Source organism: Janthinobacterium sp. UMAB-56, assembly GCF_900095265.1.
Lineage (GTDB): Bacteria > Pseudomonadota > Gammaproteobacteria > Burkholderiales > Burkholderiaceae_D > Janthinobacterium.
The window spans coordinates 154471-177743 of record NZ_LT607655.1; the positions used below are offsets into that span (position 1 = coordinate 154471).

Consider the following 23273-nt stretch of genomic DNA (forward strand, 5'->3'; position numbering starts at 1 on the left):
CAAACAACATCTGCACCACTTCAACGACTAACAAAACCTGATGACGATTTTGCTGCTGGTGGAGGTAAGCGGGATCGAACCGCTGACCTCTTGCATGCCATGCAAGCGCTCTCCCAGCTGAGCTATACCCCCCGGGCGCAGAAATAATAAAAGCCGCACTTGGCGACTTTGTTCCACTACTTGCTTTCCATCCAGATTCCGCTTTTTACGGGCCTGAACTTACAACAATCAGTACAAACAACTGCCACTACTATACCACAAAACCTGGCGTCCCCAAGGGGATTCGAACCCCTGTACTCACCGTGAAAGGGTGATGTCCTAGGCCTCTAGACGATGGGGACCTCGGTACGACATTTTACTTCTACAGTTTGCCAATTTACTTCTGCGCTGTTGGTGGAGGTAAGCGGGATCGAACCGCTGACCTCTTGCATGCCATGCAAGCNAGCGCTCTCCCAGCTGAGCTATACCCCCGTTGGTGCAGAAACAAGAGTATAGCAAAGAAGTTTCACTCTGCAAATACCCTTTTTCGTCTATGAGCAACTTTTCATAGGGGCGGTTTCTGCACTGCATTTACACGTTCAATTCCGCGCAGCGATTACAGCCACTTTGCCAGGCGCGCCAGCACGGTATCGCGGCCAAAAATCACCACCACCTGGTCGATGGCCGGCGTCTGCAACTGCCCCGTCAAAATCAAACGCAAAGGCATGGCCAGCAGCGGCATCTTGATGGTGTTGGCAGCCAGCACTTCCTTGATCATGGCGGCCACGGCTTCCTTGCTCCACTCCACCGTGGCGATACGCTCGGCAAACTGTGCCAGCACGGGCTTGATGGCATCCGTGATGTGCTGCGCCACCAGCTCCGCTTCCGGCTGCGGCGCGCGGAAGAACAGCATCGAAGCGCTGGCCAATTCATTGACCGTGTTGGCGCGTTCTTTCATCATGCCCAGCACTTGCGCCAGGTCCGGCGCGCCTTCGAAGACGGCGCCGGCGGCCAGCATTTGCGGGCGGGCCAGGTCGGCCAGGCGGGTGTTGTCGGCCTGCTTGATATAGTGGTTGTTCAGCCAGGCCAGTTTTTCATTGTTGAACTGGGCCGCCGATTTCGACAGGTGATTCAGATTGAACCACTCGCAGAACTGCTCGGTCGAGAACACTTCATCGTCGCCATGGCTCCAGCCCAGGCGCGCCAGGTAGTTCAGCATCGCTTCTGGCAAAAAGCCCTGCGCCGGGTAATCCATCACGCTGACGGCGCCGTGGCGCTTCGACAGCTTTTCGCCATCCGCACCCAAAATCATCGGCAGGTGGCCGTACAGCGGCAGCGGTGCGCCGATGGCGCGCAGGATATTGATCTGGCGCGGAGTGTTGTTGACATGGTCGTCGCCGCGGATCACGTGGGTAATCTGCATGTCCCAGTCATCGACGGCCACGCAGAAGTTATACGTCGGCGTGCCGTCCGGACGGGCGATCACCAGGTCGTCCAGCTCGCGGTTGGAAATCGTGATCGTGCCCTTGACGACGTCGTCCCACGTCACGTCGCCGTCGAGCGGGTTCTTGAAGCGCACGACGGGCTTGCGGTCGGCAGGAATGGCCGGCAGGGTCTTGCCCGGTTCCGGGCGCCAGGTGCCGTCGTAGCGTGGCTTTTCGCCGGCGGCGCGCATGCGCTCGCGCATCGCTTCGACTTCTTCCGGCGAGGAATAGCAATGGTAAGCCGTACCCTCTGCCAGCATCTGCGCCACCACTTCGCGGTAGCGGTCCATGCGCTGCATCTGGTAGAACGGGCCTTCGTCGTGGTCCAGGCCCAGCCACTTCATGCCTTCGATGATGGCTTGCACGGCTTCCGGCGTGGAACGCTCCACGTCCGTGTCTTCGATGCGCAGCACGAAGGTGCCGCCGAAGTGGCGGGCATACGCCCAGCTGTATAAAGCGGTGCGGGCGCCGCCCAGGTGCAGATAGCCGGTCGGGCTGGGGGCGAAACGGGTGCGGACGGGAGTAGCTATTGTGGTCATCGAGGTAATCAGGCTTGAATAAGTAAAACGCCATTTTACTCTGTTGACCGCCGCCGCTCCACAAGCGCCGTCATAGCTGCAGCAAGCGCCTTTTCACCTCGTCCGCCTGCGCATGCAGCGCCTGCTCGAACAGGGCGACCAGTTGCGACAAAGGCCGGTGCAAGGGCTTGACCAGATTCACCGTGAACGGCAAGGACACGCCGAAACGGCGGATCTGCAAGCCCTGCCCCGCGTAGTCCAGCGCCGTCAACGGATTGACGATGGCCAGACCCACGCCTTCGCGCACCATGGCGCAGACGGAGGCGGCGCTGTGCGTGTCGAGCGCCATGCGCCGTTCCACGCCGGCCTGCGCGAAGATGGCATCGATCTGCTGGCGGTAGGGATCGACGGCGGCCAGGCTGATGAAAGGCTGGCCCGCGAAATCCGCCGGCTGCAGCACGGCCTTGCTGGCGAGCGCATGGCCGTCCGGCAGCACGCACACTTCATCGACAGACATCAGGGTGTCAAGCACGGTGCCCGGCGGCGCATTGCCCACTTCCGTCAGGCCGATATCGTGGCGCTGCGCCGACAGCCACTCTTCCAGCAGCGGCGACTCCTGCGGCGTGATACTGATGCTCACGTTCGGAAAGTCGGCGACGAAGCGCTTGCACGCCTGCGGCAGCAGCGACTGGGAAAACACGGGCAGGCAGGCGATCGACAACTGCCCCTGGTCGAACTGGCGCAAGGCCGCCGCCGTGCTGACGATGCGCTCCAGGCCGAAATACGCGCGCTGCACTTCCTCGAACAGCTGCAGCGCCTGGGCCGTCGGGCGCAGACGCCCCCGCTCGCGCTCAAACAGGGTCAAGCCCGTCAAATGCTCAAGGCGCGCCAGCTCGCGGCTGACGGTGGGCTGCGAGGTGTGCAGCATGGCGGCGGCCGCCGTCACGCTACCCGTCGTCATGATGGCGCGGAAGACCTCGATATGGCGCAAAGAGATAGTCATGGTCATATCATAAATGAATAAGGTTGGCTTAAATAGATATTTTATAGTCGAGGCACAATTGGCCATCATGCAGTCATTCCCTCATTCCGCCGAAAGCACACGATGCAGCCCGTCAACGACCAGACCCTCGCCCAACTCGCCCAGGAACACGGCACCCCCCTGTGGGTATATGACGCGGCCACCATCCGCGCGCGCGTGGCCCAACTGGCACAGTTCGACACCGTGCGCTTCGCGCAAAAAGCCAATTCGAACATCCATCTGCTCACCCTGATGCGCGAAGCGGGCGTGCACGTGGACGCCGTCTCGCTGGGCGAGATCGAACGCGCGCTGCAGGCAGGCTTTACGCCGGCGCAAACGCATGGCGCGGCCGGCGTGGTGTTCACCTGCGACCTGTTCGACCGTGCCACCCTGGCGCGCGTGGCGGCGGCGAAGATCGAAGTCAATTGCGGCTCCGTCGACATGCTGCGCCAGTTGGGCCCTGTGTCGCCCGGCCACCGCGTCTGGCTGCGCATCAATCCCGGCTATGGCCATGGCCACAGCAACAAGACCAATACGGGCGGTGAAAACAGCAAGCACGGCATCTGGCACGAAGAACTGCCAGAGGCGCTGGCCGTCATCCGCGCACATGGACTGCACCTCGTGGGCCTGCACATGCACATCGGCTCGGGCGTCGACTACAGCCACCTGGAAACCGTCTGCGGCACCATGGTCGACCTGGTGAAAAACATGGGCCACGACCTGGAAGCCATTTCCGCGGGCGGCGGCTTGTCCGTGCCCTATCGCGAGGGCGAGCAGCCCGTCGACACGAACCACTACTTCCAGCTGTGGGATGCGGCGCGCAAGCAGATCGAAGCGCACCTGGGCCACGCCGTGCATCTGGAAATCGAACCTGGCCGCTTCCTCGTGGCCGACGCGGGCCTGCTGGTGGCCGAAGTGCGCGCCACCAAGCAAATGGGCGGCAAGCACTTCACCTTGTTAGATACGGGCTTCAATGAACTGATGCGCCCCGCCATGTACGGCAGCTACCATGCAATGTCGGTCATCGCGCATGACGGCCGAACTCTCGATGTGCAGCGCGCCACCGTGGTCGGCGGCCCCCTGTGCGAATCGGGCGACGTCTTTACACAGCGCGACGGCGGCGTGGTGGAAACCCGCTTGCTACCGGCAGCGCAAGTGGGCGACTACGTGGTCTTCGAAGGCGCCGGCGCGTATGGCGCGTCGATGTCGTCGAACTACAACAGCCGCCCGCATGCGGCGGAATACCTGGTCGATGGAGCGCAGTCCCGTTTGATCCGCCGCCGCCAGACGGTGGCCGAGTTGATCGCGCTGGAACAGCTGTAAAACCTCGCCAGCGTGCGGGCATGCGCATCTGCTAACATCGAGGCAACTCGATGAAAGCCCGCCATGCCCGCCACCACCCTTGCCCGCCGCAGCACCAGCTTGCTGCTGCCCCTGCTGCTGTCCGCCGTCCTTGCCGGCTGCGCCGCACTGCCGACGCTGGAAGGCCGCACCTCCTCCAGCGTCATCACCGATACAGCGGACACCCGGCTGGCCACGGCCATTGCGCCCCTGGTGGCGCAGCATCCCGGCATGTCCGGCATCTATCCGCTGGTCGACGGGCGCGACGCCTTTGCCGCGCGCGCCCTGCTGGCCGCCGCCGCCGAGCGCAGCCTCGACGTGCAGTACTACATCTGGCACAAGGACATCACGGGCACCCTGCTGTTCGACGCCCTGCGCCAGGCGGCCGAACGGGGCGTGCGCGTGCGCCTGCTGCTCGACGATAACAACACGGCGGGCCTGGACCAGACCCTGACCATGCTGGGCAAGCAGCAGAATCTGGAAATCCGCCTGTTCAATCCCTTCGTGCCCCGCGCGCCGCGCGCGCTGGCCTTTGCCACGGATTTTTCCCGCCTCAACCGGCGCATGCACAACAAATCGTTCACGGCCGATAACCGGGCCACCATCGTTGGCGGACGCAATGTGGGTGATGAATACTTTGGCGCGGCCGGCGACGTGCTGTTTGCCGACCTTGACGTGCTGGCCATCGGCCCCGTCGTCGACAAGGTCTCGCAGGATTTCGACCGTTACTGGAACAGCGCCTCGGCCTACCCGGCCCGGCTGCTGCTGACCAGTCCAGTCGACGGCGACGCGGCCAGCATCGCCGCCGAGGCGCAGCGCCTGGACGATGCCAAGGCGGCCGGGCAATACGTGCAGGCACTGCGCACCTCGCCGTTCGTCAGACAGATGATGGAACGCACCCTGCCGTTCGAATGGGCGCGCACGCGCATGGTCAGCGACGACCCGGCAAAAGTGCTGGACAAGGCCAGGCCAGGCACGGGCGTGGCGGAAAACCTGCAAAACCTGCTGGGCGTGCCGGAAAAGGAAGTGGACCTGGTGTCGCCGTATTTCGTGCCCGGCAAAGCGGGCACGCAGGCCTTTGCGGCGCTGGCCAGAAAAGGCGTGGGCGTGCGCATACTGACGAATGCGCTGGAAGCGACCGACGTGGCGGCCGTGCATGCTGGCTATGCGAAGTGGCGCAAGCCACTGCTGGAAGCGGGCGTGCTGCTGTATGAATCACGCCGCTCATGGGAACGGGGCGATGCGCGCGAACAGCCGGGCAGCTTCGGCAGCTCCGCCTCGAGCCTGCATGCAAAGACCTTTGCGGTCGACGACCGGCGCATCTTCGTCGGCTCCTTCAATTTCGACCCGCGCTCGATCGAATTGAACACGGAAATGGGCCTCGTCATCGACAGCCCCGTGCTGGCCAGCCAGCTGGGACGAGCCATGCGCACCACCATCGCGCAGCGCGCCTACCAGGTGCTGCTGGGCGACGACGGTGCGCTGTACTGGCTCGCCCGCGACGCCAGCGGCACCACCACGCGCTACGACACGGAACCGGGCACCAGCGTGTGGAAGCGCATGGGAGTGGCGATTTTGTCGGTGCTGCCGATCGACTGGTTGCTGTAAGGAGCGCTTAGCGCACCACCTCCGTCAACACCCGCCCTTCCGACGCCGATGGCTGGCGTATGCGCAGCAAATGGGCAAGCGTAGGCGCGATATCGACCACTTCCGCATACTGTCCATACGCGCCTGGCTTGATCCAGCGGGGGCCGAAGACCATCAGCGGCACGTTGGTGTCATATGTGTATGGCGTGCCGTGCGAGGTGCCACCAACGCCCTTGCCGAAGTACCAGGCCGGCTTCGTCACCAGCATCAGGTCGCCCGAGAGCTGGCGGTTCCAGGCGCGGCGCATCAGGGTGTCCATGCGCGTGGCGACGGCTCCCGTTTCCATCTGCGTGCGCGTATAGACTTGCGCCAGGCCGTCCTGCTGCAGCAGGAAGCGGGCCGCCGCGTCTTCCAGGGCGGCACGCTGGATGCCACTCTTTTCTGCCAGCGCGTAATCGAGGTAGATATTCGGCAGCGATGACGTCGTCACCAGCTTGTCCACGCCCAGGGTCGTGGCCAGGTGCTGATTCAAGGCGTCGACCAGTTTGGCGCCGTCGATGCGCTTGGCGGAGAAGCCGCGCGTTTCAGCGAATTCCGGCACGTTGGCAAAACCATGGTCGGCCGTCAGCACCACCAGCACATTGTCCATGCCGACTTTTTTATCCAGGTCGGCAAAGAAGCCAGCCAGCATGCGGTCCAGGCGCTGCAGGTGGTCGTGCGACATCTTGCTTTCCGGGCCGTAGGCATGGTTCACATAGTCGTGCGCGGACAGGCTCACGCCCAGGATGTCGGGCACGCCGGCCGGATTGTGGCCCAGGTTTTCGCCATCGATGGCGGCGCGCGCGAATTCCAGGGTCAGTTCATCGAGGAAGGGGCCGGCCTTCAGGCGGCTGTAGTACTCGCCATCGAGCTTGCCGCTATCGCTGTAATAGGCGAACGGGAAGGTGTTGCGCGTGCCCGGCTTGGCCGGCACCAGATCATCACGGGCGTCGCGCGCATAGGCAGAATCGGCCAGCAGCGGCGTCCAGCTCTTGCCGTAATAGCGGTCCTGCGGCTTGCTGGCCTGGTAGCGCTGCACCCATTGCGGATGCTGCTGCATATAATAGGTGCTGCTGGCGAAGTTGCCGGTCTTTTCCATGTACATATAGGCCGTGCCCGTTCTCCCCGCCAGCAGGATGGCGCCCCGGTCCTTGCCCGACACGGTGACGACCTTGGCCTTGTCGCCCGTGGAATAGCGCAGCTCGTCTCCCAGGGTGCTCACGCGCAGCTTGGTCGGCGCCGTTCCATCGTCCGGCTTCGTCTCTTCGCCGATGTAATGGAAATTGCCATCCTCGGTGCAATAGACGGATTTTTTCGTGACGGGATCGATCCAGTTATTGCCGATCACGCCATGCTGGTAGGGGTAAGTGCCCGACAGCACGGCCGAGTGGCCGATGGCGGTCACCGTGATGCCATGTGCCTGGTGCGCATCGCTGAACCACGCGCCCTGTTCCAGCAGGCGGCGCAAACCGCCCTGGCCAAACTGCTCGCGGTAGCGCGTCACCTGCTCTTGCGGCAAACCATCGACCACCAGTACCACCACCAGCTTCGGCTGCGCCGCAGTGGCAGCAGCAGCAGCAGCAGTAGAAACCGCCTTGGCAGCATGCGCCTGGCATGCCGCCACGCTGGCCGCCAGCAACAAGGCCTGCGCCAGTTGCCGGGAAAGGGAGAAATTCTTGCTCATATGCACTCATCCAAAGTTAGGCCACCGGGCAGCATACGCAAACTATATGACGCAATCATGACAGGAAGCACGACCATGAAAAAGGCCGGGCACCATTGCTGGAACCCGGCCTGATGCCGACATGAATCAATATGCGCGACTATTTGACAGTCACCTTGATGCTTTTGCTCAGTTCCGGCCCATACGACTGGTGCGCGCCATTGGCGAACTGCATGGTCAAGGTGTACTGGCCCGGCGGCAAGGTGACGTCCGTTTCCGTCTGTCCTTTGCCGAAATGCAAATGCTTGTCATCCATCGGTATCATCTCGCCCGCCTTCATCGGCCCCATATTGATGAGCAGATGATGGTGACCCGTCTTCGCCGTCATGTCGCCGGCCGGCTTGACGTCCATGCCGTTGACGGCAAATTTCACCTTGAACGGACTGGTCACCGTCGCGCCATCAACAGGCTCGACAAATGATACGGCTTGGGCGTAGGCGCTGGCGGCCAGCAGGCTGCCAACAACCACGGCTGCGGCTTGGCGCAGGAATACAGTGTTCAGGTGCATGATGTCTCCTCTTGTTTAATAACAACACGGACTGCATGAAAACATATTCCTGCTGACATTGGCGCCGGGGAGCAGTTAACCCCATGGATAAATCCAACAGTGCCACGGTGGCCTTGAAAACCGTAGCGAGCAAGCTCAATGTCGGGTTGAGTAACGCAACCGTACTTTAGTACGGTGAGTAACGCCGACCCGAAAGTGAGCTGCGCTGTAGGTTTACAAGGCCGCCCAGCCGCTAGTCGTTCTTGATGACGATCGACGGGAACTTGCTCGTCATATCCTTCGCCTTTTCCGCCACCTTGATGGCGATGGTGCGGGCGATCTGCTTGTAGATCACGGCGACGGGGCCATCGGGCTCGGCCATCACGGTCGGCGTGCCCGAATCCGTCTGCTGGCGAATCGCCATGGTCAGTGGCAAGGCGCCAAGGAATTCCACGCCAAAGTCGGCGCACATCTTCGCACCGCCACCGGCGCCGAAGATTTCTTCCGCATGGCCGCAATTCGAGCAGATGTGCGTGCTCATGTTTTCTACTACGCCCAGGATGGGGATGCCGACTTTCTCGAACATTTTGAGACCCTTGCGCGCATCCAGCAGCGCGATGTCCTGCGGCGTCGTGACGATCACGGCGCCCGTGACAGGCACTTTCTGCGACAGGGTCAATTGTATGTCGCCCGTGCCTGGCGGCATGTCGACGATCAGGTAATCGAGGTCGCGCCAGTTGGTCTGGTCGAGCAATTGCTGCAAGGCTTGCGTGACCATCGGGCCGCGCCACACCATCGGTTCGTCCGGATCGATCATGAAGCCGATCGACGACACTTGCAGGCCGTGGTTTTCCATCGGCTCCATGCTCTTGCCATCGAGGGTCTTCGGCTGGCCGCTGATGCCCAGCATCATCGGCTGCGACGGGCCATAGATATCGGCGTCGAGCATGCCGACGGTGGCGCCTTCGGCCGCCAGGGCCAGGGCCAGGTTGACGGCCGTGGTCGATTTACCCACGCCGCCCTTGCCGGAAGCCACCGCAATGATGTTTTTCACATTGCTCATCGGCTTCAAGCCGCGCTGCACCGTGTGGGAAATGATTTTCGACGAGACGCCCACACTGACATTACCCACGCCCGGCAGCACGCGCAGGGCGGCCAGCACGGATGTGCGGATCAGGTCGATCTGGCTTTTGGCGGGGTAGCCCAGTTCGATGTCGAGCGAAATATCAGCGCCATCGACCTTCAGATTCTTGACGGTTTTGCTGGAAACAAAATCTTTATGTGTATTTGGATCAATAACCTGGGCCAGCGCGGCCTTGACGTCTTCTACAGTGATGCTCATGTAAATCTCCATGTGTACTACCTATATGCAATACGCGCAGTCTAGCGCAAAATCACCATGCGCGATAAAGACAAAAGCATCACTTGCCAGCGCCGCATCTGCTCATATTGCCTTTCCGCTGTTAAAATGTCCTATTATCCATCCCAAAAGTGCATCAATCATGACTCGCAAGCTGTTCGTCACCACTGCCCTGCCTTACGCAAACGCCGCTTTCCACATTGGCCACATCATGGAATACATCCAGGCCGATATCTGGGTCCGGTTCCAGCGAATGCAACGCGATGGCGCAGCCGCGCGTGAAGTGCACTTTGTGGGCGCCGACGATACGCATGGCACGCCCATCATGATCGCCGCCGAAAAGGAAGGCATCACGCCGCAGCAATTCGTCGCCAACATCGCCGCCGGCCGCGCCCAGTACCTCGATGGCTTCCATATCGCCTTCGATAACTGGTATTCGACCGATTCGCCGGAAAACGTCGATCTGTCGCAATCGATCTATCGCAAATTGCGCGATACGGGCCTGATTGTCACGAAAACCGTCGACCGCTTCTTCGACCCGGTCAAGGGAATGTTCCTCGCCGACCGCAACATCAAGGGCGAATGCCCGAAATGCGGCGCGAAGAACCAATATGGCGACAATTGCGAAGTATGCGGCGCCGCCTACCAGCCAACCGACCTGGTCAACCCGTTCTCGGTCTTCACCAACGCGACACCCGTGATGAAGCCGTCGGAACAGTATTTCTTCAAGCTGTCCGACCCGCGCTGCTTCGAATTCCTGAAAAGCTGGCTGAATACGCCAGGCCGCTTGCAGCCGGAAATGGTCAACAAGGTCAGCGAATGGCTGGGCGAGGCGGGCGAAAAGCTGGCCGACTGGGATATCTCGCGCGATGCGCCCTACTTCGGCATCCCGATTCCCGATGCGCCGGGCAAGTTCTTCTATGTGTGGATGGATGCGCCCGTCGGCTACCTGGCCAGCCTGAAAAACTATTGCGACAAGCAGGGCCTCGATTTCGACGCCTTGCTGAACGATCCTGCCACGGAACAAATTCACTTCATCGGCAAGGACATCGTTTCCTTCCATTTGCTGTTCTGGCCCGCCATGCTGAAATTTGCCGGCCACCCGGTGATCGACAAACTGAAAGTCAATGTGCACGGCTTCCTGACGGTCAACAATGAAAAAATGTCGAAGTCGCGCGGCACGGGCATTTCGCCGCTGCGCTACCTGGACCTGGGCATGAACCCGGAATGGCTGCGCTACTACATCGCCTTCAAGCTGAACTCGAAAGTGGAAGACCTGGACTTCAACGGCGACGACTTCGTGGCCCGCGTAAACAGCGACCTGATCGGCAAATACGTAAACATCGCCAGCCGCTGCGCCGGCTTCATCGCCAAGCGCTTCGACGGCAAGCTGGCATCAGTGCTGTCGGAAGGCGCGCAAAGCTGGATCAACCGCGCGCTGACGGTGGACGTCAACGGCGTCATCGTCGAGCGCCAGGCCAGCATCGCCGCGCACTTTGAAAACCGTGAATTCGGCAAGGCCTTGCGCGAGATCATGGAAATCGCCGACATCACCAACCAGTATGTCGATGAAAACAAGCCGTGGATCCTGGCCAAGGATGCGGACAAGACGGCTGAGCTGCACGACGTGTGCACCACGGCACTGATCCTGTTCCGCCAGTTGACGATACTGCTGTCGCCCGTCCTGCCGGGCGTGGCGAAGAACGTGGCCTCGTTCCTCAACGATGCCGAGTTCAGCTGGGCAGATACGCAAGTATTCGGCGACGCCGTCTCGAACAGCATGCTGGGCCGCACCATCGGCGCCTACAGCCATTTGATGACGCGCATGGATGCCAAGATGATCGAAGCGCTGTTCGATGCACCGCAAGCGGCCGCCGCCATTGCCGCACCAGCGCCTGACGCCGCCAATGACGGTGCCGCCCCCGCCACGACGGCAGCCGCCATCGAGGAACTGGCGCCGGAAATCAAGATCGACGACTTCCTCAAGGTCGACCTGCGCATTGCGAAAATCGTCAACTGCGAACTGGTCGATGGCTCCGACAAGCTGCTGCGCCTGACCCTGGACGCGGGCGAAGGCCGCTTGCGCAATGTCTTCTCCGGCATCCGCTCGGCTTACCAGCCGGAAGAGCTGATCGGCAAGCTGACGGTGCTGGTGGCCAATCTGGCGCCACGCAAGATGAAGTTCGGTATTTCGGAAGGCATGGTCATGGCCGCCTCCGCCGCCGATGAAAAGGCGAATCCGGGCATCTACATCCTGAACCCGTGGCCGGGCGCCGAGCCTGGCATGCGCATCCGTTAAGGGCGACAGGGATCGATGATGAATATCGTGGTGCGCGAAGCAACAAATGCCGATGCACAACTAATGGCCGAGCTGACCCGCGCCGCGTGGGCCGGCAAGGTTGCCGCGTCGTCCAGTGGACACCACGAAACGGCGCAGCAGGTGGAAGCCCAGCTGCGCCACGGCGGCGGCTTCGTGTTGCTGATCGACGACATTCCAGCCGGTTCGCTGCGCTGGATGCCGCTCGACAGCGACCCCGCCATCTGGAAGATTTCACGCATGGGCGTGCTGCCCGCCTACCGGGGCAACCACGTCTCGCAGCACTTGCTGGAAGCCATCATTCATCACGGCCTGTCGTGCCAGGCAGAGGAATTGCGCCTGGCCGTGCGGCGCGACCAGCGCAAGCTGATCGATTTTTATGCGGCCTTCGAATTCGACCTGGCCGAAGAACTGGAATATTCGCACGCCAACCCCGCCGAACCGGCGCCGATGGTGATGCGACGATTGTTGCGTTATTGATTTTTAGCAATTTCGCCCCCGCATTTGCCGATACAACAACCCGCCAAGCGGCACGGCGCGGTAAAATACGGCCGGCTGACCTTACCGATAAGACACTCAGAAGAGAATATGAAACTGCCTGCAAAACACAACAACTACGTATCCGACCATACCTTGTTCATCGCCGAACTGAAGGCCAAGAATCCTGGCATGGAAGCGGGCCAGCAAGCGGGCCGCGCCCTGCTGTGGGACAAGCCGGCCGTCAGCATCGATGAGCAGGAGCGCCAGCTGGCGTCGGCCGTCAAGCAACAGGCTTACGTTTACCAGAACAAGAACTAAGTCTGGTACCGGCACGATGTTGCCTGAGGAGTCTGCAGTCACGCCTGAAGCCGGCGCTTCCGGTGCCGGCGCAGTCATCGCGTCGCCCGAAGTTGCCGCTGATGGCGACGGTAGCGGCGACGCTGCAGCATCTGCCACCGCAGTGACGGACGCGGCGCCCGCCGCCGACCCGCTGGGCATCGCCCGCCTGTATGGCGAGCCGATGCTGCGCATGCCGACGGATTTGTACATTCCGCCGGATGCGCTGGAAATCTTCCTCGAAGCCTTCGAAGGCCCGCTCGACTTGCTGCTCTACCTGATCCGCAAGCAAAACTTCAACATTCTCGATATTCCGATGGCGCAGGTGACCCTGCAATATCTGAAATATGTCGACCAGATCCGCGTGCGTAATCTGGAATTGGCCGCCGAGTACTTGTTGATGGCGGCCATGCTGATCGAGATCAAGTCGCGCATGCTCTTGCCTTCACGCAAAAGCGACGTCGAGGAAGATGGCGGCGACCCACGGGCTGAACTGGTGCGCCGCCTGCTCGAGTACGAGCAGATCAAGCTGGCCGCCTACGACCTGAACGCCATCCCCCAGTTCGAGCGCGATTTCGTGCGCACGCAGATTTTCATCGAGCAAAGCCTGACGCCCACCTGGCCCGACGTGGAGCCGGTGGACTTGCAGCAGGCCTGGCTCGACGTGCTGAAACGGGCGAAGCTGACCCAGCATCACCGCATCAGCCGCCAGGAACTGTCCGTGCGCGAGCACATGTCGAGCATCCTGCGCCACTTGCAATCGTCGCGCTTTGTCGAGTTCAGCGAGCTGTTCGACATTGCCGGCGGCGTGCCCGTGGTGGTGGTCAACTTCGTGGCCCTGCTGGAACTGGCCAAGGAAACCCTGATCGAAATCACGCAGGCAGAACCGTTTGCCCCCATCTACGTCCGGCTGGCCTATTCGCCCGCCTGATCCCCTCCCTTTGTCACTGACCACCGTACAACGGGGTTTTAGCGAAAGCAATCCATGAAAATTATTTCCGACATCGAAGAATTGCGCGACCAGCTCAGCGGACAGCTGCGCACGGCGTTCGTCCCCACCATGGGCAACCTGCATGAAGGCCATCTGTCGCTGATGCGCCTGGCGCGCAAGCATGGCGATCCCGTCGTCGCCTCGATCTTCGTGAACCGCCTGCAATTCGGGCCGAACGAAGACTTCGAGAAATATCCGCGCACCATGGCGGCCGACATCGCCAAGCTGGAAAAAGAAGGCGTGTACGTGCTGTTCGCGCCGACGGAAAAGGAACTGTATCCGGAACCGCAGGAATACCGCGTGCGCCCGCCCGATGACCTCGGCAATACCCTGGAAGGGGAATTTCGCCCCGGCTTCTTCGAAGGCGTGTGCACGGTGGTCACCAAGCTGTTTTCCTGCGTGGGGCCCAGAGTGGCTGTGTTCGGCAAGAAGGATTACCAGCAACTGATGATCATCCGCAACATGGCGCGCCAGTTCGCGCTGCCGACGGAAATCATCGCCGCCGAAACGTACCGCGCCGACGATGGCCTGGCCTTGTCTTCGCGCAATATGTATCTGTCGGAAAGCGAACGCGCGGAAGCGCCGGAACTGTACAAGGGCCTCACTTTCGTGGCCGAGGAAGTGCGCAAGGGCAATCTGGCCGTGGCTGAACTGGAACAGGCAGCGATGCGGCTGCTCGACGGCCGTGGCTGGAAATCGGACTACATCGCCGTGCGCAAGCGCGCCAACCTGCAGGCACCCAACGCCGCCGAAGTGGCCGCCGGCGAGCCGCTGGTGGTGCTGGCCGCCGCCAAGCTGGGCCAGACTCGCCTGATCGACAACCTGGAAATTTAAACGCAATCACAGCGGGGCCATTCGGCCCCGTTTCTCCGCCTACTTCTCCATTCCTACCAGCCTGAGTTCGGCAAACAGCGGCCTGTTGCTGCCGCGTGCCGCTTGCAACATGTCATAGCTGGCCGCGTCGAGCACGATTTCCTCTCCCGCCCACAGCTTGCGCTGGCTTGCAGGCAGCCTCAGGCTGCGCAGCATGGTCCGCGCCTGCGTCGGGTCGGCTGCCAGCAGGCGGATCGCGTGTGCTGGGCGCTGCGTGCCCGTGAGTACCGGCAAGCCGCCCTGCGGGCCCTGCTGGCTCAGGCTGACATAGTCATGGCCGCCCACGCGGTGCAAATAGGCATGCCGGCCATCCTCTTCAGCAGGCAACTGCGCGGCCGGCTCCTGCATTTCGACGGACGCGACAGGCTCAAGATGTTCAAGGCTCACGCCACAGGCCGCCAACAGGGCCGTGCTCAGGGCGAAAAATAATACGGGTGTGCGGCGCATCGTGCGCTCCTTCTTGTCGGGGTCGGGGACAAAGGTGGAATACTGCAGCGATGATGGGCCAAATTATTTGACGTGTAAAGTTAACTTTGGGAAATATTTAATTCTGCTTCGCAACTGGGCGCACTGCATCGATAGGACACAGTATCGCCCCGGGAGAGCACGTTGCGCGCCGGGTCTGTGGCCACAGTCCCGGCGCGGGAATGGGGGGCTGCTCTGAGGCACTTGTGGATGAAAAAAACGCTGCCGGTTTGCACGGGCAGCGTTTTTCTTGATAACGGTCAAACCGGGATCAGGCGCCGGCTTTTTCCAGCTTCTCGAAAATCTTGTTCAGCTTTTCATCGAGGGTCGCGGCCGTGAACGGCTTGACGACATAACCGCTGGCGCCAGCCTGGGCAGCGGCGATGATGTTCTCTTTTTTCGCTTCGGCGGTCACCATCAGCACGGGCAGCTTGGCCAGTGCGGGATCGGCGCGGATATGCTGCAGCATCGTCAGGCCATCCATGTTTGGCATGTTCCAGTCCGAGACGACGAAATCGTAGGATTCCGCGCGCAGCTTGGCCAGGCCCATCACGCCGTCTTCCGCCTCATCGACGTTGGCATAACCCAGTTCCTTCAACAGATTCCGGACAATGCGGCGCATCGTCGAAAAATCGTCAACGACTAAAAATTTCATCTTTGGATCAGCCATGAATAACTCCGTTGTTTCTGTAGCGGTTTGTTAATAATATCGACATGAATGCCGACATTATGGTCGACACTACGGCAGCAAGTTGTAGGATAGCATTTTCGTTGCTTTTAGGCGAACAAACTTGCCTCCGATCATATAAAACGTGGCTTACACGCGCAAAGCACGCATGCCGTGTGCAGCCAGGTGTCCCAGCACCATGCCAGGCAGCGCCGTCAAAGCGCCCACTTCATGCGTAGCACCGACGGCGATCGCCTCGCGCGGCATGCCAAACACCACGCAACTGGCTTCATCCTGTGCAAAATTATACGCTCCTGCGGCCTTCATCTCCAACATGCCTTGTGCGCCATCCTTGCCCATGCCAGTGAGGATCACGCCGACGGCATTTTTACCGGCCGATTGCGCGGCCGAACGGAACAGCACATCGACCGACGGGCGGTGGCGGTTGACCGGTTCGCCCTGGTCGATCTTGGTCATGTAGTTGGCGCCGCTACGCGTCAGGGTCAGGTGCGAATGGCCGGGCGCGATGTAGGCGTGACCCGGCAGCACGCGTTCGCCGCCTGCCGCTTCCTGCACCGATATCTTGCACAGCGAATCGAGGCGGCGCGCAAACGAGCGCGTAAAGCCTTCCGGCATGTGCTGCGTGATCAGAATGCCGGGGCAATCGGATGGCATCTGCATGAGGAATTCGCGGATCGCTTCCGTGCCGCCCGTCGACGCTCCGACGATGATCAGCTTTTCGCTCGACGTCAGGGGACTGCGCAGCGCTGGCAGCGGCGTAGCCACCTTGTCGCCGGCCGATGGCAAGGTGCGCGCGCGGATGCGGGCCTTGGAGGCAGCGCGGATCTTGTCGGCGATCATGTCGGTATACTCGCGCATGCCGCTCTGGATGGAAATCTTCGGCTTGGTGACGAAATCGACGGCCCCCAGCTCCAGCGCGCGCATGGTGATTTCCGAACCGCGCTCGGTCAGCGACGACACCATCAGCACCGGCATGGGGCGCAAACGCATCAGCTTTTCCAGGAAATCCAGGCCATCCATCTTCGGCATCTCGACGTCGAGCGTCAGCACGTCAGGGTTGGTCTGCTTGATCATCTCGCGCGCTACCAGCGGATCGGGTGCCGCACCGACTACTTCCATGTCGGGCTGGCTGTTGACGATTTCCGTCATGACGCTGCGGATCAGCGCCGAATCATCCACGATCAATACCTTGATCTTCATAAAATATCCTTCCAGGCCTTGCGGCCCTTATTCTAAATCGGTAAAAACGCCAGACAAAACCGTAGCGAGCGGCACTGATTTGCGGCTAAGAAGCGCAACCGTGCCGAAGCACGGTGAGCATCGCAGGCCGCAAAGCACGACGCGCAGCAGGTTTGGTCTGGCATTACTAGAACAGCTCGACCTCGCCGCCGACTGGCGCGACCTTGAGGCGGCTTGCGTAATCGAGTTCGCGCCGCACCAGGGTGTCGTTATGCGTCTGCATCAGCTTTTTCACCAGCACCTTGCCGCTGCGCGGGAAAAAATACACCTTGCGCGGGTGGATGTCGTTGAGGTCTTCGGCCACCACGCGCATCTTCTCCGCCTTCAGGTAATTGATGACGAAAGCAGCATTGCGTTCGCCCACGTTGATCGCCGTGAAGCCGCGCAGCACGGCGCCGCCGCCGAACACTTTCGCTTCCATGTTCTCGCGCCGCGCGCCGGCCTTCAGCAAATCGTTGATCAGGATCTCCATGGCGTAGGTGCCATAACGCATCGACGCGGAAATCGGGCTATTCGGATCGCTGCCGCCATCGGGCAGCATGAAGTGGTTCATGCCGCCCAGGCCCGTGACGCGGTCGCGGATGCAGGCCGAGACGCAGGAGCCGAGCACGGTGACGATCAGCATGTCCTTGTTGGTAAAGTAATACTCACCAGGCAAGATCTTGGCGGCGTCACAATTGAACGTCCTGTCGTAATAGACGTTAGTGGCGAATTGCTCTTTGGATTCCAGGCTCATATTTCACTCTCATGTACGATGCGACGGTGCCTTGGGCGCGGCGCCCCGAGGCTGATCGAGCTCATAGACTGTTTTACCGCGCAGCTTCAATGAATCCGACACGTACAGAAAATTCTCCGAATGCCCGGCAAACAGCAGGGCATCTGGCTTCATCAATGGCACAAAGCGCGACAGGATCTTGCGCTGCGTCGCCTTGTCAAAATAAATCATCACGTTGCGGCAAAAGATGACGTCGAACTGCCCTGTCAATGGCCAGCTGTCGGCCAGCAGGTTGAGCGGCTTGAAGGTGATCATCTGGCGCAGTTCCGGGCGCACCCGCACCTGCCCTTCGCGGTCGCCCTTGCCGCGCAAGAAAAAGCGCCGCGCACGGTCGGCCGGCATCTTGTCGAGCCGGTCCAGGTTGTAGACGCCATTGGCGGCCGTGGCCAGCACATTCGTGTCGATATCCGTGGCAATGATGGTGACCGGCGGCGTGAGCGTGTTGAACGCTTCGCAAGCCGTCATGGCGATCGAATACGGCTCCTCGCCGGTGGAACTGGCCGAACACCAGATGGTGATCGGCCCGCTCAGTTTTTTCACATGCTCGGCCAGCAGCGGAAAGTGATGCGCCTCACGGAAGAACGACGTCAGGTTGGTCGTCAGCGCATTCGTGAACGCTTCCCACTCGTCGCCCATGCGCCCGGCTTCCAGGTCGTCCAGGTAGCGGACGAACGAGGAGATGCCAGTCGCGCGCAGGCGCCTGGCCAGGCGGCTGTAGACCATCTCCTGCTTGCTGTCGGCCAGCGCGATGCCGGCCCGCTTGTAAATCATGGCGCGGACCCGTTCGAAGTCCTTGCCGGTGAAATCAAATTCCTTGACCGAATCCGTTTTAGTTTGCGGCATTTTGTTTTTACCTCTCTATGACTACTCTGACCAATGCCTTTGCAAGTATAACTAGCGGGACCGGGTTGGCGTCAGAACTCTTCCCAATCGTCGCCGCCGGCCGCCGCCAGCTTTTTCGCGGGCGGTGGCGTGCCGGCTTGCGCCGTCTTTGCCAACCGCCGTGTATTTGCCACTACGCCAGGTGCCGGCCGTGCCGCCGCTGGCACCGGCACGGGCGCGGTCACCTGCGCTGCGCTCTCGCCGTCCAGCTTGAAGATGCTGACGGCGTCGGCCAGCTTCTGCGCCTGCTCCTGCATGCTTTCGGCCGCCGCCGCCGCTTCCTCGACCAGCGCCGCATTTTGCTGCGTCATCTGGTCCATCTGCGCGATGGCCTGGTTCACTTCCTCGATGCCATGGCTTTGTTCCTGCGTTGCCGCCGTGATCTCGCCCATGATGTCGGCCACCTGCCGGATCGACGTGACGATCAGGCCCATGGTCTGCCCCGCCTCGTCCACCAGGCGGCTGCCGGCATCGACCTTGTCGACCGAATCGCCGATCAGGCCCTTGATCTCTTTCGCCGCGCCAGCGGAGCGTTGGGCCAGATTGCGCACTTCCGACGCCACCACCGCAAAACCGCGTCCCTGTTCGCCTGCGCGCGCCGCTTCAACGGCTGCATTCAAGGCCAGGATATTCGTCTGGAACGCAATGCCGTCGATGACGCCGATAATATCGACGATCTTGCGCGAACTGTCCTTGATCGACCCCATGGTATCGACCACTTGCGCCACCACCTTGCCGCCCTGCTCCGCCACCGACGACGCCGACACGGCCAGCTGGTTGGCCTGGCGCGCGTTGTCCGCGTTCTGCTTCACGGTCGACGTCAGCTCTTCCATCGACGATGCCGTCTCTTCGAGCGAACTGGCCTGCGTTTCCGTGCGCGCCGACAGGTCCGCATTGCCGCTGGCGATCTCGCGCGACGCCACGGTAATGGTGTCCGTCCCATTGCGCACATCGCTGACCGTCTGCACCAGGCTTTCGTTCATGTCCTTGAGCGCCTGCTGCAGCGCGCTCGTTTCATCCTTGCCTTCGACCACCACGCACGACGTCAGCTCGCCGGCCGCGACCTTCTGCGCCACCGCCAGGGCGCCGGACAATGGCACCGTGATCGAGCGCGTGATGAAGATGGCGCACCAGGCACCGATCGCCACCGCCGCGCCGCCCAGGATGAACAGTATCGTCATCAGGCGCGCATCGGCCGCCAGCGAGTCGTCCATGAAGCTTTGCTGCGCCACGCGCTGCAAGTCGAGCAGCTTGTTGATATCGGCCAGGGTCGTCTTGTTCAACGGGTCGATGCGGGTGGCGATCACCTTCGCCGCGCCCTCGCTGTTAAATGCCAGCACCTGCCCCATCGCTTCCTTGAAGGCGGCATCAACTTCGCCGTCGACCCTGGCGATGTTGGCCAGCAGCGCCTTCTCGCCGTCGGACAGGCCCAGGCCGGCCAGCTTGCCGCGCGCGCCGTCGTACAGCTTGCGCTGCGCGCGCACCTTGCCCTCTTCCGCCTGCATCAGGCCCACATCGCCCTGCAGGCCGATATTGCGCATGGCGATACCGGTTTCCAGCATCGCGCTTTTCATCAGCGACGCCTGCGTATTCTTTTCGCTTGCCAGTGCCAGGCCCGTGAGCAACTGGGCCTTGTTACGGTAATTCAGGGCATTCGCCGAAACGATCACCACCACCAGGATGGCGAGGATGCTGCCAAAACCTATCCCCAGCCGGGTGCCTATCTTGAAATCGCGCAAACTCATTACAGTCTCCAATATTTATGTGAACGGCGCCCGTTCAACCGGACGGCGCCGTGTTGTGGCCTGGTCTCTGTCGGACCTTGCAGCCTGCCGGCGCGCCTCTAAGCAATACTGCCCGCGCCGGTACATGCATATCTGTAGTGATTCTTTGCGTGCCAAAACGGCGGCGCACCGGGCGCCGCCTTGCTGCCGCTTACGCTGCCAGCTTGTCGATCAGGCCCATCTCGCTGCTCGACATCAGCTTGTCGATGTCGACCAGGATCAGCATGCGCTCGTCGATGGTGCCCAGGCCGATCATGTAGTCGGTCGAGAAGGCCGTCCCCATTTCCGGCGCCGGTTTCACCTGCTCCGGCGTCAGGGTGGTGACGTCGGAAACGCTGTCGACCACCATGCCGACGATGCGACCGCCGATGTTCAGGATGATCACTACCGTGAACTGGTCGTACACGGGCGTGCCCAGGTTGAACTTGATACGCATGTCGACCACGGGAATGATGATGCCGCGCAGGTTGATCACACCCTTGATGAATTCAGGCGCGTTGGCGATGCGGGTGACCGCTTCGTAGCCACGGATTTCCTGGACCTTCAGGATATCGATGCCGTACTCTTCGGAGCCCAGGGTAAAGGCCAGGAATTCACGGCCGGCGATGTCCTTGCCGTCGCCCGCATTGCTTCCGGATGTTTGTTGAGTATCTGACATGGTGCGTTTTCCTATCTTTTATCTATCGGTATTACGAAAAAATGGACTCGTCGGCCAGCTGGCGAGAGGAACGGATCAGGGCGGCGACATCGAGAATCAGCGACACGCCGCCATCTCCCAGGATGGTGGCGCCGGAAATGCCCACCACCTTGCGGTAATTCGATTCGAGGTTTTTCACCACGACCTGCTGCTGTCCCACCAGGTCGTCGACAAACAGGGCAGCCTTGCGTCCTTCCGTCTCGAGGATCACGCAGATGCCTTCCGAGGGGCTGGTAAAACGCGGCGCGATGTCGAACATCTGATACAGCGGGATCAACGGCAGGTATTCGCCGCGCACTTTCACCACCTGCCCCTTACCGCTGATGTCCTTGATATCCTCAACGGCTGGCTGCAGCGATTCGATGACAAAGCCCAGAGGTAAAATATACACCTCATCGCCGACGCGGATAGACATGCCGTCCAGGATGGCCAGGGTCAGCGGCAGCGAAATGGAAATCGTCGTGCCGAAACCCTTCGCCGAACGGATGTCGACGACGCCGCCCATGGCGCTGATATTGCGCTTGACGACATCCATGCCCACGCCGCGGCCCGACACGTCGGTGACCGCTTCGGCGGTAGAAAAACCTGGCGCGAAGATCAGTTGCCACACGTCGGCGTCGCTCATCGTCTCGGACACGTCCAGGCCCTGCTGCGCGGCCTTGGCCAGGATACGCTCGCGGTTCAGTCCCGCACCGTCATCGGATACTTCGATGATGATGTTGCCGCCCTGATGGCTGGCCGAGAGGAACAAACGGCCAGCCTCGGTCTTGCCGGCGGCCACGCGGGCGGCCGGCATTTCCACGCCATGGTCGATACTGTTGCGCACCAGGTGCGTGAGAGGATCGACGATGCGCTCGATGAGGCCCTTGTCCAGTTCAGTGGCGGCGCCATTCGTGATGAAATCGACTTTCTTGCCCAGCTTCGTCGCCAGGTCGCGCACCATGCGCGGGAAGCGCGAGAAAACGAAATCCATCGGCATCATGCGGATCGACATCACCGCTTCCTGCAAGTCGCGCGTATTGCGCGTCAGGTGGCTGACGCTGTCGAGCAGTTTTTCATGCAGCATCGGGTCGAGCGCGCTGGCGCGCTGCTCGATCATCGCCTGCGTGATCACCAGCTCGCCCACCAGGTTGATCAGCTGGTCGACTTTCTCGATCGAGACGCGGATCGACGACGACTCGGCACCGGCCTTGTCGCCCTCTTTCTTGGCCGGTTTCTTTTCCTGCTCCGCTTCGGCCACGGCGCTCGCCACGGCCGGCATGGCGGCAGCGCTGGCGTTGCCCGCCTTGGCTGCATCGGCGCGAATTTGTTCGAGGGGCTGGAAAAAACCATAGCCCTGTTCGGCGTCGCTCTGCACGCCGGCGGCGGCGCGGATATCCTCGATCGGCTGGAAGAAGCCATAACCGGGATCCGCCGCGCCAGGCGCGCCTGGCAGCGGCTCGAAGAAACCATAGCCCTGGGCTTTTTCCTGCGCCGCGCGGGCCGCTTCGGCTTCGCCTGGCGCCAGTGGCGGCGCCTGCGTGATCACCATGTCATCCGGATTGAGCACGAACGAGCAGATGGCCAGGATGTCGTCCAGGCTTTCATGCGTCGTCACTTCCAGCACCTTGCGCGCATCGGGCAGGCTGGACACGGCGACATCGCCCAGCAAGCCCAGTTCGGCCGCCAGCGCCTCGACTTCGCGCTCTTCCATCTTCGGCAGCTCCAGGCGGTAGCGCTGGCCGCCGGCATGGCTGACGGCTTCTTTTTCCGCCGTATGGAAGGCCGGCGCGACGGGCGTGAGCGCGGCCACGGGCACGTCCTGCGAGAACGACTGCAGCATCATGCGCACATTGGCCACGGCATCCTGGTCAACGGCGCTGCCCAGGCGGTGGCCGTCGAGCTGCATCTTAAGGATGTCCTTGGCCGCCAAAAAGGCGTCGACGTGTTCCGCCGTCAGGGCCATCTGCCCCTGGCGAATGCGGTCGAGCAACGACTCGAGGATGTGCGTTACCTCGCTCATGTCGCTCAAGCCGAACGTCGATGCGCCGCCCTTGATCGAATGGGCGGTGCGAAAAATGGCATTCAGGTCTTCGGCGTCGGGCGCCGCAATATCAACGGCCAGCAGCAGCCGTTCTTTTTCAGCCAGCAGTTCTTCGGCCTCATCGAAAAAGACCTGAAAAAACTGGCTAATATCGATGGTCATAGGGTGACTCCGTCAATTGCAT

Annotated in this window: 20 protein-coding genes and 3 tRNA genes; 7 read left to right on the forward strand and 16 right to left on the reverse strand. The window is 61.4% G+C overall.

Features of this window, described 5'->3' with window-relative positions:
- Positions 1–56 precede the first annotated feature (56 nt).
- From K0F85_RS11580 to K0F85_RS11600, 5 genes are all read right to left on the reverse strand, one after another.
- Positions 57–132 (reverse strand) — tRNA-Ala (locus K0F85_RS11580).
- Positions 133–265: 133 nt separating this feature from the next.
- Positions 266–341, reverse strand: a tRNA-Glu gene (locus tag K0F85_RS11585).
- 50 nt (positions 342–391) lie between these two features.
- Positions 392–471 (reverse strand) — tRNA-Ala (locus K0F85_RS11590).
- 124 nt (positions 472–595) lie between these two features.
- Positions 596–2002: a glutamate--tRNA ligase gene (gene gltX / locus K0F85_RS11595; RefSeq protein WP_219116187.1), complete on the reverse strand. Its 1407-nt coding sequence runs from the start codon at positions 2000–2002 to the stop codon at positions 596–598.
- A 70-nt stretch (positions 2003–2072) separates the two neighbouring features.
- Complete coding sequence (locus tag K0F85_RS11600; protein WP_219116188.1) at positions 2073–2984, reverse strand: LysR family transcriptional regulator; 912 nt, start codon at positions 2982–2984, stop codon at positions 2073–2075.
- A gap of 102 nt (positions 2985–3086) precedes the next feature.
- On the opposite strand from K0F85_RS11600, the gene lysA reads away from it, so the two are divergent.
- Both lysA and K0F85_RS11610 read left to right on the forward strand, forming a co-directional pair.
- Complete coding sequence (gene lysA, locus K0F85_RS11605) at positions 3087–4325, forward strand: diaminopimelate decarboxylase (protein ID WP_219116189.1); 1239 nt, start codon at positions 3087–3089, stop codon at positions 4323–4325.
- A gap of 63 nt (positions 4326–4388) precedes the next feature.
- Positions 4389–5951, forward strand: a complete 1563-nt coding sequence (locus tag K0F85_RS11610; RefSeq protein ID WP_219116190.1) for a phospholipase D family protein — start codon at positions 4389–4391, stop codon at positions 5949–5951.
- Positions 5952–5958: 7 nt separating this feature from the next.
- Here the strand turns inward: K0F85_RS11610 and K0F85_RS11615 are convergent, their stop codons facing one another.
- The 3 genes from K0F85_RS11615 to apbC form a co-directional block, all read right to left on the reverse strand.
- Positions 5959–7653, reverse strand: a complete 1695-nt coding sequence (locus K0F85_RS11615) for an alkaline phosphatase family protein (protein ID WP_219116191.1) — start codon at positions 7651–7653, stop codon at positions 5959–5961.
- Positions 7654–7792: 139 nt separating this feature from the next.
- Positions 7793–8200 (reverse strand): DUF4399 domain-containing protein, encoded by a 408-nt coding sequence (locus K0F85_RS11620; RefSeq protein WP_219116192.1) that lies wholly within the window; start codon positions 8198–8200, stop codon positions 7793–7795.
- Between the two features lie 232 nt (positions 8201–8432).
- Positions 8433–9521, reverse strand: a complete 1089-nt coding sequence (gene apbC / locus K0F85_RS11625) for an iron-sulfur cluster carrier protein ApbC (protein ID WP_219116193.1) — start codon at positions 9519–9521, stop codon at positions 8433–8435.
- A gap of 160 nt (positions 9522–9681) precedes the next feature.
- On the opposite strand from apbC, the gene metG reads away from it, so the two are divergent.
- The 5 genes from metG (at position 9682) to panC (ending at position 14497) form a co-directional block, all read left to right on the forward strand.
- On the forward strand, positions 9682–11838 hold the full coding sequence (gene metG / locus K0F85_RS11630; protein WP_219116194.1) for a methionine--tRNA ligase: 2157 nt from the start codon (positions 9682–9684) through the stop codon (positions 11836–11838).
- Between the two features lie 18 nt (positions 11839–11856).
- Complete coding sequence (locus tag K0F85_RS11635) at positions 11857–12336, forward strand: GNAT family N-acetyltransferase (protein WP_219116386.1); 480 nt, start codon at positions 11857–11859, stop codon at positions 12334–12336.
- A gap of 108 nt (positions 12337–12444) precedes the next feature.
- Positions 12445–12654, forward strand: a complete 210-nt coding sequence (locus K0F85_RS11640) for a DUF3460 family protein (protein ID WP_034778041.1) — start codon at positions 12445–12447, stop codon at positions 12652–12654.
- A 16-nt stretch (positions 12655–12670) separates the two neighbouring features.
- Positions 12671–13603, forward strand: a complete 933-nt coding sequence (locus K0F85_RS11645; protein WP_219116195.1) for a ScpA family protein — start codon at positions 12671–12673, stop codon at positions 13601–13603.
- Between the two features lie 54 nt (positions 13604–13657).
- A complete protein-coding gene (gene panC, locus K0F85_RS11650; RefSeq protein ID WP_219116196.1) occupies positions 13658–14497 on the forward strand; it encodes a pantoate--beta-alanine ligase in 840 nt (279 codons plus the stop codon).
- 39 nt (positions 14498–14536) lie between these two features.
- On the opposite strand, the gene K0F85_RS11655 is transcribed toward panC, so the two are convergent.
- The 8 genes from K0F85_RS11655 to cheA form a co-directional block, all read right to left on the reverse strand.
- Positions 14537–14983, reverse strand: a complete 447-nt coding sequence (locus K0F85_RS11655; RefSeq protein WP_219116197.1) for a hypothetical protein — start codon at positions 14981–14983, stop codon at positions 14537–14539.
- A gap of 289 nt (positions 14984–15272) precedes the next feature.
- The gene (cheY, locus tag K0F85_RS11660) at positions 15273–15671 is read right to left on the reverse strand and encodes a chemotaxis response regulator CheY (RefSeq protein ID WP_010396677.1); all 399 of its coding nucleotides are present in this window, start codon (positions 15669–15671) and stop codon (positions 15273–15275) included.
- A 147-nt stretch (positions 15672–15818) separates the two neighbouring features.
- Positions 15819–16889 carry a chemotaxis response regulator protein-glutamate methylesterase gene (locus K0F85_RS11665; RefSeq protein WP_219116198.1) on the reverse strand — a complete coding sequence of 357 codons (1071 nt, stop codon included), beginning with the start codon at positions 16887–16889 and terminating at the stop codon, positions 15819–15821.
- Between the two features lie 166 nt (positions 16890–17055).
- The gene (cheD, locus tag K0F85_RS11670) at positions 17056–17664 is read right to left on the reverse strand and encodes a chemoreceptor glutamine deamidase CheD (protein ID WP_034758343.1); all 609 of its coding nucleotides are present in this window, start codon (positions 17662–17664) and stop codon (positions 17056–17058) included.
- Between the two features lie 9 nt (positions 17665–17673).
- On the reverse strand, positions 17674–18546 hold the full coding sequence (locus tag K0F85_RS11675) for a CheR family methyltransferase (protein WP_219116199.1): 873 nt from the start codon (positions 18544–18546) through the stop codon (positions 17674–17676).
- A 71-nt stretch (positions 18547–18617) separates the two neighbouring features.
- Positions 18618–20330: a methyl-accepting chemotaxis protein gene (locus K0F85_RS11680; protein ID WP_219116200.1), complete on the reverse strand. Its 1713-nt coding sequence runs from the start codon at positions 20328–20330 to the stop codon at positions 18618–18620.
- Positions 20331–20520: 190 nt separating this feature from the next.
- Positions 20521–21027 (reverse strand): chemotaxis protein CheW, encoded by a 507-nt coding sequence (locus tag K0F85_RS11685; protein ID WP_034758356.1) that lies wholly within the window; start codon positions 21025–21027, stop codon positions 20521–20523.
- Between the two features lie 31 nt (positions 21028–21058).
- A complete protein-coding gene (cheA, locus tag K0F85_RS11690; RefSeq protein ID WP_219116201.1) occupies positions 21059–23251 on the reverse strand; it encodes a chemotaxis protein CheA in 2193 nt (730 codons plus the stop codon).
- Positions 23252–23273: the final 22 nt, after the last annotated feature.